Genomic DNA, 12,091 nt, shown 5'->3' with positions numbered 1-12,091 from the left:
CGCCCGTTTGGCGGCTGTGGTCAGTACACCTCCGGCACCCAGTTCTGCTTCGACTTCTTCGGCCGCTTGTAGCCGTCGTCGCTCTGCCGCGGCGGCAAGTCCAGCTCGACCGGGGCGATGTCCTGGTAGGGGATCTGCTGCAGCAGATGGTGGATGCAGTTCAGCCGGGCCTTCTTCTTGTCGTCGGCGTCGACGATGTACCAGGGGGTCAGCTTCTTGTCGGTGTGCTCCAGCATGGCGTCCTTGGCCTTGGAATACTCGACCCAGTGCTTGCGCGATTCGAGGTCCATCGGGCTGAGCTTCCAGCGCTTGATCGGGTTGCGCATCCGCTCGGTGAAGCGCTTCTCCTGCTCCTCGTCGCTGACCGAGAACCAGTATTTGATCAGGATGATGCCGGACTGGACCAGCATCTCCTCGAACAGCGGGCAGGCGCGCAGGAACTCCTGGTACTCCGCGTCGGTGCAGAAGCCCATGACATGCTCGACGCCGGCGCGGTTGTACCAGCTGCGGTCGAACAGGACGATCTCACCCTTGGCGGGAAGCTGCGCCACGTAGCGCTGGAAGTACCATTGCCCGCGCTCCTTCTCGGTCGGCGTGCCGAGCGCCACGATCCGGCAGACGCGGGGGTTGAGGCTTTCGGTGATGCGCTTGATGACGCCGCCCTTGCCGGCGGCGTCGCGCCCTTCGAACAGCACGCAGACCTTCAGGCCGTTGACCCGCACCCATTCCTGGAGCTTGATCAGCTCGAACTGCAGCCGGGCCAGCTCGTCGATGTACTTGACCTTCTTGCCGCCCTTCGCCGCCTTGCCGCCACCGAGGCCGCGCCAGTGGGATTCGATGGCCGCGACCTCCTTGGCGTCGCGCAGCACCTCGCCGCCGGTGGCCGGCACGCCGAGCCCGAGGTCCTTCAGCTTCAGCGCCTTGCGCTTCTTCCGCGGCTTGTCCTCCGCCCTGGCCTCGGCACCCGTCTTGACCTCGTCCATCGAACGCACCCTGCTTATTGTTTTACCCGCGAACCAACGCTAGGAGATGCCGGCGCGTCAGGCAACCGCCCGCACGCCCACCGCGACGAAGTGACCGAGGCCAAGGGCGCCGGCGGTCAGTCCTTCTCCTTCGCGTCGAAGGTCAGGTGGACGCCCAGCACCTCCGCGGCGATCCGGGCGACGGTCAGGTCGATGGGCGGCGGCGCGACGTTGACGCCCCGGCTCAGCGCCTCGGTGACGATCTCCATGACCTTCAGGCGGGCGTGCCATTTGGAGTTGGCGGGGACGACCTGCCAGGGTGCCGCCTCGGTCGAGGTCTTCTCGAACATCGCCTCGATGGCCTTGCTGTAGTCGTCCCAGCGGGCGCGGTTGCGCAAATCCTCCTCGGTCAGCTTCCAGCGCTTGTAGGGGTTGCTCAGCCGCTCGCGGAAGCGGTTGAGCTGCTCGTCCGGCGTGATGTGCATGAAGATCTTGATGATGCGGACCCCGTCATCGGTCAGCATCTTTTCGAACTGGTTGATCTCGTCGTAGGCGCGCTTCCATTGCTCCTTTTCGGCGAAGCCCTCCACCCGCTCCACCAGCACGCGGCCGTACCAGGAGCGGTCGAAGATGGCGAAGGTGCCGGGGGCGGGCAGCTTGGTCCAGAAGCGGTAGAGGTAGTGCTTGCCCTGCTCGTCCGCCGCTGGGGCGCCGATCGGCCAGACATGGAAGCCGCGGGGGTCGAGCGGTTCGGTCAGGCGGCGGATGCAGCCGCCCTTGCCGGCGGCGTCCCAGCCCTCGAACACCAGGATGGCCCGGCGCTTCTCGTGCCAGTAGGTCTGCTGGATGTGCAGCAGGTCCTTCTGGAGTTTGGCGAGGCGGCGTTCGTAGTCGTCCTTGCTGCCGATGCCTTCCGCCGTCATATCGAGCTTGTCGAGACGGATCTTGCCGTTTCCGTTGCCCATGCACGCACCTTTCGAAATGTCTGGCCCAAGTGTTTTGGCCCAAGTGTCAGGTTTCGGAACCTTCGCGCTTCGCAGGGGTTGAGCGCGTGCGCCCCGCAGGGCGCGCGTTGCAACCTCGCGATGGTCCTTCCGGTGATGGTCCTTCGGCCGGTGACGGTCTTCTGGACGATCCACGGGAGGCGCCACGCTTGTCAACCAGCGGCGACCGGCTGGCGTGCCGCTGCCGACCAGGAGGAATTCCCCGATGGCCACCGCCGGACCGCGCATCTACAACCTGTTTCCCACGCTCGTCGGCCCGATGCGCGACTGGGCCGGGCATCTGCCCCGCATCCAGGGGATGGGCTTCGACTGGCTGTTCCTGAACCCGATCCACTATCCGGGCTTTTCCGGCAGCCTCTACGCCGTGAAGGACTATTACCGGCTGCACGACCGCATCCAGGGCGGCGCGCCGGAGCATCCGGACGAGCTGCTGCGCGGCTTCATCGCCGAGGCGGGGCGGCACGGCCAGTCGGTCATGCTCGATCTCGTCATCAACCACACCGCCAAGGACGCGATCCTGGTGGGGGAGCATCCGGACTGGTACCGGCGCGACGCCAACGGCGACCTCTACAGCCCGCGGGCCGTCGACCCGGTGGATCCGTCGCGGGTGACCATCTGGGGCGACCTCGCCATGCTCGACTACGAGCGGCTGGAGGTCCGGGCGGGGCTGACCGACTATTGGACGCGCTACCTGCGCCATTACATCGGGCTGGGCGTGAAGGGCTTCCGCTGCGACGCCGCCTACCAGATCCCGGCGGAGGTGTGGAAGACGCTGATCGAGCGCTCCCGCGAGGCCGATCCGGAGGTCAAGTTCTTCGCCGAGACGCTGGGCTGCACGGTGGAGCAGGTGCGCGACCTCTGCGGCGCGGGCTTCGACTTCCTGTTCAACAGCGCCAAATGGTGGGACTTCAAGTCCGACTGGCTGCTCGACCAGTATGACGAGTTCCGCTGGATCGCCCCCTCCATCGCCTTTCCGGAAAGCCACGACACCGACCGTCTGGCGGCGGAGGTCGGCAGCCAGGACACCGAGCGGCTGGCCGCCCAGCTGAAGATGCACTACCTGTTCGCCGCCTCCTTCTCGACCGGCGTGATGATGCCGGTGGGGTTCGAATACGGCTTCACCCGCAAGCTGGACGTGGTGAACACGACGCCGGACGACTGGGAGCAGCCGAAGTTGGACCTGACCGGCTTCATCGGGGCGGTCAACGCCATGAAGGCGGACAGCCCGGCGCTGAACGTCGAAGGGCCGCAGCGGCGCGTGACCTCCCCGCACAACCCGGTGATCGGGCTGATCCGCGAGACCAGCGGCTGGGCCAACGGGAGCGGGGAGGGCTGTTCCGTCCTGCTCATCAACCCCGATGAGAACCAGCCCCACGCCATCGACCCCGGCCCGCTGCTGGCCAGCACCGGCGGCGGCTTCGCCGATTTCGAGGACGTGACCCCGGAGGCCGCACCGCTGCCCTTCGAGCCGGGCCGCGACCTGCGTCTGCGCCCGCTGGAGATGCGCGTCTTCCGCGCCCGCCCGGCGCAGAGCCGCCCCATCGAGCTGAACCATCTGGGCGAGCGCGGAGCGGAGCACGACTCCGCCACCCGCGCTTGGATGGACGAGCTGGCCTCCCGCCGCGTCACCATCGAGAACGTCTATCCGGAACTGGACGGCGGACGCTTCCCGGTCAAGCGGGTGGTCGGCGACGTGATGGAGGTGTGGGCGGACATCTACACCGACGGCACCTTCGTGCTCGGCGCCGCCGTCACCTACCGCCCGGTCGACGAGGAGGAATGGCGCGAGGTGCCCATGACCTTCTTCGACAACGACCGCTGGATCGGCAAGCTGCCGCTGACCCGCAACACGCGCTACCAGTACAGCATCCTGGCGTGGCGCGACGTCTGGGAGAGCTGGCGCGCCGACTTCAAGAAGAAGAACGACGCCGGTCTCGACGTCGGGCTGGAGCTGATCGAGGGCCGCCGCTTCGTCGAGCACGCGGTCGGGCTGAACGAGGGCGAGGGCCGCGCCGCGCTGGAGCGGGTGGTCGAGCGGATGAACAGCCTGCAGGGGGCGGAGCTGACCGCCTACGCCCTGTCGGACGAGCCGCGCCAAGCCATGGCCAAATATGGCGAGCGGCAGTATCTGTCCCGCTACGGCTGCGATCTGGAGGTCTATGTGGACCGCACCGCGGCCCGCTATTCGGCGTGGTTCGAGATATTCCCGCGCTCGGCCTCCCCGGACCCGTCGCGGCCCGGCACCTTCGACGACGTGTCGAACATGCTGCCCTTCATCCGGGGCATGGGCTTCGACGTGCTGTATTTCCCGCCGATCCACCCGATCGGGCGCAGCTTCCGCAAGGGGCGCAACAACACGCTGAACCCCGGCCCGAACGATCCCGGCGTGCCCTACGCCATCGGTGCCTCGGAGGGCGGGCACGCCGACATCGACCCGATGATCGGCGACTTCGAGGGCTTCCGCCGGCTGGTCAAGGAGGCGCGGCGGCACGGGATCGAGATCGCGCTGGACTTCGCCGTCCAGTGCTCCCCCGACCATCCCTGGATCAAGTCGCACCCGCAGTGGTTCTACTGGCGCCCCGACGGCACGATCCGCTACGCCGAGAACCCGCCCAAGAAGTACCAGGATATCGTCAACGTCAGCTTCTACCGCGAGTCCTACCCGGACCTGTGGTACGCGCTGCGCGACGTGGTGCTGTTCTGGTGCGACGAGGGGGTGCGCATCTTCCGCGTCGACAACCCGCACACCAAGCCCTTCCCCTTCTGGGAGTGGATGATCCGCGAGGTGCAGGACCGCTTCCCCGACGCGCTGTTCCTCGCCGAGGCCTTTACCCGCCCCAAGCTGATGCGGCGGCTGGCGAAGATCGGCTTCACCCAGTCCTACAGCTACTTCACGTGGCGCAACACCAAGGCGGAGCTGACCGAGTATCTGACGGAGCTGACCCAGGGCGAGTCCAAGGACTATATGCAGCCCAATTTCTTCGCCAACACGCCGGACATCCTGCCGCCGATCCTGGTCCATGGCGGACGGCCCGCCCACATGATGCGTGCCGTGCTGGCCGGGACCTTGTCGGGCGTCTACGGCCTCTATGCCCCGTATTTCGTCTGCGAGGCCGACCCCTATCCGGGCAAGGAGGAGTACAACCACTCCGAAAAATACGAGATCCGGCACTGGGATTGGAACAAGCCCGGCAACATCGTCGATTACGTCACGCGGCTGAACAGGATCCGTGCGGAGAACCCGGCGCTTCATAAGTTCACGAACCTGAAGTTCTACAACGCCTACGACGACAACATCCTGCTCTACGGCAAGATGACGGAGAGCAAGGACAACGTGATCCTGATCGCGGTGAACCTCGACCCGCACAACGGCCATGGCGGCACCATCGAGGTTCCGTTGTGGGAACTGGGGCTGGACGATGGCGCCCATGTCCAGGTGGAGGATCTGTTCACCGGCCAGCGCTTCACCTGGATCGGCAAGTTCCAGCATGTCTGGCTGGACCCGCAACAGAACCCGGCGGCGATCTGGCGCATCCGCCCGCCGGGGCGGTGAGAAGGGGGGAGCGTAGGGCCCACACCGCTCCCGGACGCTACGCCGTCCCGTCGCGCGACGAACCCTCCCCCGCTTTGCAGGGGAGGGCTTAACTCCTCCCCCTGCGCAGCGGGGGGAGGTCGGGAGGGGGGCTCGCCGCAACCACTCCCCACACCACCGCCTCACCGAAACTCTGGCATTCCCGCCCAGCCCAAGCTAGAACCCGGCCGGTCCGTGACGGTTCTTCCTGGCGAGGGACGGGTGCAGTACCGACTCGACGACGAGGCGTCCCTGTGTTCGATCGACATCCTGGCTCAGGCGGTCGAGCGCATCTGCGTCAAAGGCGTGCTGGAGTTGCGCATGCTGCGCAACGCGCTCCGCGAGGCCGCCACCAGTCCGACGCCCGACGCGGTCAAGTTCGCCTTCGCCATGTTCTCGCGGGTGGACGGTGACTACCGGCGCCTGATCGCGCACGAGGCGCTGACCCTCGCGACCGAGCAAAGGGGGCGTTACGCCGCCCCACGGCCGCGGGCGGTGCGCCGCCCGCGGATGCTGTAGCCCGCTCAGGCCACCGCCAATTCGAAGTCCATGACGGGCGTCGCCTCCAGCCGTTCCACCGCCGGGCGGGCGAACAGATAGCCCTGCATCAGCGTGATCCCCAGATCGCGCAGTACCCTCGCCTCGCCGGGCGTTTCGATGCCCTCGGCCACCGGGGTGATCCCCAGATCGCGGCACACGGTGAGGATGGCGCTGACGATGCTGCGGCGGGCGCGGTCGGTGTCGATGGAGCGGGTCAGCTCCATGTCCAGCTTGATGATGTCCGGCTGGAACTCGGCGAGCAGGTTCAGGCCGGAATAGCCCGATCCGAAATCGTCGATGGCGGTGTGGAAGCCCTGGCGCTTGTATTCGGTGAAGATCGACTTCAGATGGGCGCCGTCGACGACCCGCTCGTTTTCCGTCACCTCGAAGATGATGCGCTCCGGCGGGAAGCCGGTGCGCTTGGCGGCGGCGAGCGTGGCGCGGATGCAGGCTTCGGGCTGGTAGACGGCGTTGGGCAGGAAGTTGATCGACAGCCGGGTGTCGGGCTGCTGGCCCATGCCGAGGCTGGCGGCCAGCTCGATCGCCTTGACCCGGCAGGCCTGGTCGAAGGCGTAGCGGTTGGCCTCGGTCACCTGGCCCAGCACCCAGCCGGCCCCCTGGCCGTCGAGGCCGCGCACCAGCGCCTCGTGCGCCCACGGCCGTCCGCCGCCGGGCCCATCACCGACATCAACGATGGGCTGAAAGGCCATGGTGAAGTCGAATCCCAATCCCTCGGTGCACTGCCCGCCGCACCCGCCGCCCCTGATCCGCTCCGCCGTCATGCCCGTTTCTCTCTTGGGGTGATTCTATGTTAATTCATTATAGCACGTATATTGTCTCAAATTTATTCGACGCAAGGTGTGACATCGGGTCTGGAAATAGGGCCTATGACGTCGTTACTCCGTTCTTCATCATTCGGCAGCGGCTTTACTATGCGTCTGGATCGCGGTCCATACGGACAGCGGGGTCGCCGGCATGTCGATGTGGTCGATTCCATAGTCCGAGAGCGCGTCCACCAGGGCGTTGATGACGGCGGGCGGCGCGCCGATGGCCCCGGCCTCGCCGGCGCCCTTCATGCCCAGCGCGTTGGTGGTGCTGGGCACGCAATTCAGCTTGATGCGGATGTCCGGAACGTCCACGGCGCGCGGCATCTGGTAGTCCATGAAGGAGCCGCTGAGCAGCTGGCCGCTGTCCGGGTCGAACACCACCCGCTCCTGAAGCGCCTGCCCGATGCCCTGGGCGACGCCGCCATGGACCTGTCCCATGACCAGCAGCGGGTTCACCACCGTCCCGAAATCGTCGACAACGGTGTAGCCGACGACCTCGACCACGCCGGTGTCGGGATCGACCTCGACCTCCGCCACGTGGCAACCGTTGGGGAAGGTGTTGGCGGGCGGGGTCCAGCGGGCGACCTCGGTGAAGGCGATGGGGCCTTGCGCCGCCGCTTTGGCGGCCACCTCCTTGAAGGAGACGCTGCGGTCGGTGCCGACGACGCTGAAGCGGCCCTCGACGAACTCGACGTCCACCGCGGCGGTCTCCAGCAGGTCGGCGGCGACCTCGGTCGCCTTGGTCACCACGCGCGCCGCGCCCTCTGCCAGCGCCGCCCCGCCCACCGGGACGGAGCGGGAGCCGCCGGTGCCGGCCCCCCAGGACACCCGGTCGGTGTCGCCCTGCACGACCTCCACATCCTCCGGCGGGACGCCCAGCCGGTCGGCGATGATCTGCTTGTAGGCGGTCTCGTGGCCCTGGCCGTTGGTCTGGGTGCCGATCATCAGGACGATGCGCCCGTCGCCGTTGACCTGCACCGTCGCCTGCTCCGCGCCGCCGCCGGCGCAGGCCTCGATGTAGGTGGCGATCCCGGCCCCGCGCAGCTTCCCGCGCGCCTTCGCCGCCGCCTTGCGGGCGGGCAGGCCGGCGTGGTCGGACAGCTCCAGCCCGTCGCGCAGATTCTGCTCGAATTCGCCGGTGTCGTAGGTCTGGCCCATCGGCGTGGCGTAGGGCATGGCGGTGGGCGGGATGAAGTTGCGTCGCCGGATCTCCGCCGGGCCGAGGCCGGTGACGCGCCCGGCATGGTCGATCAGCCGTTCCAGCAGATAGGCCGCCTCCGGCCGGCCGGCGCCGCGGTAGGCGTCCACCGGCTGGGTGTTGGTGAAGACGCCCTTCACCCGCACATAGACCGCCGGCGTTGTGTAGGAGCCGACGAGCATCGCCGACCCGGCGTCGGTCGGGATGAAGGGGCCGTAGTTCGACAGGTAGGCCCCCAGATTGGCGACCGTGTCCACCCGCAGCCCGAGGAAGCGCCCGTCGCCGTCCAGCGCCAGCCGGGCGCGGCTGACATGGTCGCGCCCGTGGTCGTCGCTGAGGAAGCCCTCGGTCCGCTCCGCCGCCCATTTCACCGGCCGGTTCAGGCGGCGCGCGGCGAACAGGCAGACCATGTATTCCGGGTAGTTGAACAGCTTCATGCCGAAGCCGCCGCCGACGTCGGTGGTGATGACGCGGAATTTCGATTCCGGCAGGCCGAACAGCTGGGCGAACTGTTTGCGCAGCCCGTGCACGCCCTGGCTGGTGACGTAAATGACCAGCCGGCCGGTCTCCGCCTCCACCGCGGCGAGGCAGGCGCGGCCCTCCATCGGGTTGGCGACGACGCGGTTGTTGACGATCTCCAGCTCCACCACGCGGGCGGCCTTGGCAATCGCCGACTCCACCGCCTCTTCCTCGCCCTGTTCCCAGTCGAAGCAGAGGTTGCCCGGCGCCTCGTCCCACACCTGCGGGCGGCCCTCCTCCAGCGCCTCCGCCGTGCCGGCGATGGCGGGCCGGTCGTCGTAATCGACCATCACCAGCTCCGCCGCGTCGCGGGCGGCGTCCAGCGTTTCGGCCACCACCACGGCGACCGGATCGCCGACGTGGCGCACGCGTCCCTTGGCCAGCGCCGGGCGGGGCGGGGCGACGTAGGGGGAGCCGTCGCGCTGGGTCAGCGCCGCGGCGCAGGGGATCGGCTGGATGCCGTCCGCCTCCAGGTCGGCGACGGTGAAGATGCCGAGCACCCCCGGCTGCGCCGCCGCCTCCACCGCGTCGATCCCGCGGATGTCGGCGTGGGCGTGGGGGGAGCGCACGAAGACCGCGTAGGTCTGGCCGGGAAGCGACACGTCGTCGGTGTAGCGCCCGCCGCCGGTCAGCAGGCGCGCGTCTTCGGTGCGGGGGACCGGCTGGCCGATGCCGAACTTCATCATGGGGCGGGGCTTTCCTATGGCGTGGAGAGACACCCGGAGAAGATAGGCGGAGCCTTGGCCGGCGAAAACCCTCGGTTGGGCATAAGCCGGCGGTGGCGTGGGGGCGCCGGGCCACCTATTCTTAGGCCATGTGCGGACGCATGATACTCGCCACGCCGGCCGCGGAGGTTCAGCGGCTGTTCGGCTTCCCCGAACTGCCGAACCTCCAGCCCCGCTGGAACGTGGCTCCCACCCAGCCGGTGCCCGCCGTGCGGCGGGAGGAGGATGGGCGCCATCTGGTCACCCTGCGCTGGGGCCTCGTGCCCTTCCGGGCGGACGACCCGTCCATCGGGGCGCGGCTGATCAACGCGCGCGGGGAGACGCTGGCCGAGAAGCCGTCCTTCCGGGAGGCGTTCCGCAAGCGGCGCTGCCTCGTCCCGGTGGACGGATTCTATGAGTGGAAAGCGGAGGGCAAGCGCAAGCAGGGCTACGCCATCCGCCGCCGCGACCGCGCGCCCTTCGCCTTCGCCGGCCTGTGGGAGCGCTGGAACGGTCCGAAGGGCGGCCCGGCCCTTGCGGAGCCCGTGGAGACGCTGACCATCGTCACCACCACGGCGAACGCGGTGCTGAAGCCGCTGCACGATCGCATGCCGGTGATCCTCGACGAGACGGACTGGGACCTGTGGCTGGACCCCGCCGCCCCGCTGCCGGTGCTGGAGGGGCTGCTGAAGCCGGCGCCCGACGCGCTGCTGGAGGCCCATCCGGTGGGACCGCGCGTCAACAACGTGCGCAACGACGACGAGGCGTGCGCGGCTCCCTTGGACGATGCACCGCCCGATGACGCGCCGACCTTGTTCTGAGTGGCTCGCTCCTTTGGTGGCGCTTCTCGTCCTGTGCTCAACCGGAACGGTGTATGCCCAGGGAGGGACGACCAAAGGCAAGGTCGCCAACACCCCCAATGAAACGTTAAAAGGACAGGGTGTCGCCATGGAGGGCGATACCTTGTCCATCAAGGGCGCGCCGGTTCGCCTGATGGGGATCGACGCCCCCGACGTCGGGCAGAAATGCCGGAACCGGTACGGGCATGAGCTGGACTGCTTCCGCATCGCCACCGCGGTGCTGGCCAGCCTGATCAAGGACCAGGAGGTGACCTGCACCATCGCCGAACGCGACCGCAACGGCCAGCAATTGGGCGAATGCCGGGTGCTCGGCGTCGATCTGGGGGCGGCCATGGTGGCGCGCGGCTGGGCCTTCGCCTACCGCAGCCTGTCGCCGGCCTACGCCTCCAGCGAGGCCTTCGCGCAGAGCCGCCGGCTGGGCCTGTGGGCGGGGCAGGTGGAGAAGCCCTGGCAGTGGCGGTCGCGCCAGCAGCGGGAGCAGGCGCGGTAGGCCCAGCGATGCGGTTCGGCCATGTGGCCTCTGCCAACGGGGGAAGGGGGACTCGGCCTTTTTTTCGGTTCGCCCTCCTTGGGGGGCGTGATAGTGTTTCAGAGTGTTAACAAGTTATGAATCAAGCCGACCGGCCAGCGCCCCTCGGTGCCGAAGGCCGGACGGACCCACCCACCGGCGCGGAAGAACGGGTCATGCGAGTCTACGCACGCCAGCTTTACGATCATCTCCCTTACCTGCGCCGCTACGCGCGCGCGCTGACCGGAGCGACCGAACGCGGTGACGATCTCGTGACGCGCTGCGTCGAGGTCGCCGTGATGGCCCCGTCCCGCTTCGGGCTGGAAGCCGGGGCGCGGGTGCCGCTCTATGCACTGCTGAATCTGCTGTTCGACGAGGACGGGGACGGGCTGCCGACCCCGTCGCCGCACCCCATCGAACGGGCGCTGGCGTCCCTGCCGGAAGGCGAACGGCGCATGTATCTGCTGATCACGCTGGAGGGGCTGACGGTTCCCGAGGCCGCCCAGGTGCTGCAGATCCCCGCGCCCGAGGGCCACGACCGGCTGACCGTCGCCCGCGACAAGGTGCGCAACGCCTTGACCCAGCGGGTTCTGGTGGTCGAGGACAACCCGATCCTGGCGATGGAGATCGGCTCGCTGGTCACCGACATGGGCCACGTCGTCTGCGGCACCGCCAACAACGAGCAGGAGGCCCTGGAACTGCTGGAGGCCGAGAAGCCGACGCTGGCCCTGCTCGACGTCCGGCTGGCCGACGGCGGCAGCGGGGTCGAGGTCGCCCGCCGGCTGCGCCAGAAGCGCGCCATGCGGACCATTTTTGTCACGGCCTTCGACGGCGACCTGGAGGAGGCGGATGCCCGCCATCTCGGCCAGATCGTCCGCAAGCCCTTCACCAACGAGGCGATCCAGGCGGCGATCTCCCGCGCGGTCTTCATGCCGAGCCCGGTTGCCCTGGCGTAACAACTGCGGTCCGGTGATCTGCGGTCCGGATGGAAAAGCGAAAGGGCGGCCCCGTCGGGCCGCCCTTTGCGTGTGCGGTGTGGTGTGCCGCAGTCTCAGACGGTGGTCCGGCGCCCGGCGATCATGCGGTAGATGGCCAGGATGATGATGGCGCCGACGATGGCGCCGATGAAGCCGGCCCCTTCGCCCGCCCGGTACCAGCCCACGGCCTCGCCCAGATAGGTGGCGACGAAGGCACCCGCGATGCCGAGCAGCGTGGTGATGATGAAGCCGCCCGGATCACGGCCCGGCATCAGGAACTTGGCGACGATGCCGGCCAGGAAGCCGATGATGATCGTCCACAGAATACCCATAACCTCTCTCCCTCCAGTATCGATGTCCTCGATCCCACGCAGCCATAACGCCCAGAACGGCGTTTGGTTCTGCCCGAAGGAGGACCCTC

At 68.1% G+C, this 12,091-nt stretch carries 10 protein-coding genes; 5 read left to right on the top strand and 5 right to left on the bottom strand.

Going from position 1 to position 12,091, the window contains the following annotated elements:
• Positions 1 to 20 precede the first annotated feature (20 nt).
• On the bottom strand, positions 21 to 983 hold the full coding sequence (ppk2, locus tag ABAZ39_RS08670) for a polyphosphate kinase 2 (protein WP_038528546.1): 963 nt from the start codon (positions 981 to 983) through the stop codon (positions 21 to 23).
• 116 nt (positions 984 to 1,099) lie between these two features.
• Positions 1,100 to 1,927: a polyphosphate kinase 2 family protein gene (locus tag ABAZ39_RS08665; protein WP_014240025.1), complete on the bottom strand. Its 828-nt coding sequence runs from the start codon at positions 1,925 to 1,927 to the stop codon at positions 1,100 to 1,102.
• 244 nt (positions 1,928 to 2,171) lie between these two features.
• Here ABAZ39_RS08665 and ABAZ39_RS08660 point away from each other — a divergent pair, with 244 nt between their 5' ends.
• Positions 2,172 to 5,519: a maltotransferase domain-containing protein gene (locus ABAZ39_RS08660; protein ID WP_038528544.1), complete on the top strand. Its 3,348-nt coding sequence runs from the start codon at positions 2,172 to 2,174 to the stop codon at positions 5,517 to 5,519.
• A gap of 213 nt (positions 5,520 to 5,732) precedes the next feature.
• On the top strand, positions 5,733 to 6,056 hold the full coding sequence (locus tag ABAZ39_RS08655) for a hypothetical protein (protein ID WP_144243480.1): 324 nt from the start codon (positions 5,733 to 5,735) through the stop codon (positions 6,054 to 6,056).
• Between the two features lie 5 nt (positions 6,057 to 6,061).
• Here the strand turns inward: ABAZ39_RS08655 and ABAZ39_RS08650 are convergent, their stop codons facing one another.
• Both ABAZ39_RS08650 and ABAZ39_RS08645 read right to left on the bottom strand, forming a co-directional pair.
• Complete coding sequence (locus tag ABAZ39_RS08650; protein WP_038528539.1) at positions 6,062 to 6,859, bottom strand: EAL domain-containing protein; 798 nt, start codon at positions 6,857 to 6,859, stop codon at positions 6,062 to 6,064.
• Between the two features lie 129 nt (positions 6,860 to 6,988).
• Positions 6,989 to 9,307 (bottom strand): xanthine dehydrogenase family protein molybdopterin-binding subunit, encoded by a 2,319-nt coding sequence (locus ABAZ39_RS08645; protein ID WP_038528536.1) that lies wholly within the window; start codon positions 9,305 to 9,307, stop codon positions 6,989 to 6,991.
• Positions 9,308 to 9,447: 140 nt separating this feature from the next.
• Between ABAZ39_RS08645 and ABAZ39_RS08640 the strand changes: the two genes are divergently transcribed.
• The 3 genes from ABAZ39_RS08640 to ABAZ39_RS08630 all read left to right on the top strand — a co-directional run bounded on the left by ABAZ39_RS08640 (position 9,448) and on the right by ABAZ39_RS08630 (position 11,649).
• Positions 9,448 to 10,146, top strand: coding sequence for an SOS response-associated peptidase (locus ABAZ39_RS08640; RefSeq protein WP_081862925.1), 699 nt, complete (start codon positions 9,448 to 9,450; stop codon positions 10,144 to 10,146).
• A 127-nt stretch (positions 10,147 to 10,273) separates the two neighbouring features.
• Positions 10,274 to 10,675, top strand: a complete 402-nt coding sequence (locus tag ABAZ39_RS08635) for a thermonuclease family protein (RefSeq protein ID WP_038528531.1) — start codon at positions 10,274 to 10,276, stop codon at positions 10,673 to 10,675.
• A gap of 194 nt (positions 10,676 to 10,869) precedes the next feature.
• Positions 10,870 to 11,649 carry a PhyR family response regulator anti-anti-sigma factor gene (locus tag ABAZ39_RS08630; RefSeq protein WP_038528528.1) on the top strand — a complete coding sequence of 260 codons (780 nt, stop codon included), beginning with the start codon at positions 10,870 to 10,872 and terminating at the stop codon, positions 11,647 to 11,649.
• Positions 11,650 to 11,744: 95 nt separating this feature from the next.
• On the opposite strand, the gene ABAZ39_RS08625 is transcribed toward ABAZ39_RS08630, so the two are convergent.
• Complete coding sequence (locus tag ABAZ39_RS08625) at positions 11,745 to 12,002, bottom strand: GlsB/YeaQ/YmgE family stress response membrane protein (RefSeq protein ID WP_014240033.1); 258 nt, start codon at positions 12,000 to 12,002, stop codon at positions 11,745 to 11,747.
• Between the last annotated feature and the right edge of the window lie 89 nt (positions 12,003 to 12,091).

Origin of the sequence: Azospirillum argentinense (assembly GCF_000632475.1) — a bacterium.
Classification (GTDB): Bacteria; Pseudomonadota; Alphaproteobacteria; order Azospirillales; family Azospirillaceae; genus Azospirillum; species Azospirillum baldaniorum.
Note: the sequence above shows the minus strand (reverse complement) of the source record. Positions and strands in the feature narration are given on the sequence as shown.

What these genes read in the sequence shown, in the direction of transcription:
- ABAZ39_RS08650 (WP_038528539.1), bottom strand. Translation starts at nt 6,859, where the DNA reads ATGACGGCGGAGCGGATCAGGGGCGGCGGGTGCGGCGGGCAGTGCACC.
- ABAZ39_RS08665 (WP_014240025.1), bottom strand. Translation starts at nt 1,927, where the DNA reads ATGGGCAACGGAAACGGCAAGATCCGTCTCGACAAGCTCGATATGACG.
- ABAZ39_RS08630 (WP_038528528.1), top strand. Translation starts at nt 10,870, where the DNA reads ATGCGAGTCTACGCACGCCAGCTTTACGATCATCTCCCTTACCTGCGC.
- ABAZ39_RS08640 (WP_081862925.1), top strand. Translation starts at nt 9,448, where the DNA reads ATGATACTCGCCACGCCGGCCGCGGAGGTTCAGCGGCTGTTCGGCTTC.
- ppk2 (WP_038528546.1), bottom strand. Translation starts at nt 983, where the DNA reads ATGGACGAGGTCAAGACGGGTGCCGAGGCCAGGGCGGAGGACAAGCCG.
- ABAZ39_RS08625 (WP_014240033.1), bottom strand. Translation starts at nt 12,002, where the DNA reads ATGGGTATTCTGTGGACGATCATCATCGGCTTCCTGGCCGGCATCGTC.
- ABAZ39_RS08660 (WP_038528544.1), top strand. Translation starts at nt 2,172, where the DNA reads ATGGCCACCGCCGGACCGCGCATCTACAACCTGTTTCCCACGCTCGTC.
- ABAZ39_RS08645 (WP_038528536.1), bottom strand. Translation starts at nt 9,307, where the DNA reads ATGATGAAGTTCGGCATCGGCCAGCCGGTCCCCCGCACCGAAGACGCG.
- ABAZ39_RS08635 (WP_038528531.1), top strand. Translation starts at nt 10,274, where the DNA reads ATGGAGGGCGATACCTTGTCCATCAAGGGCGCGCCGGTTCGCCTGATG.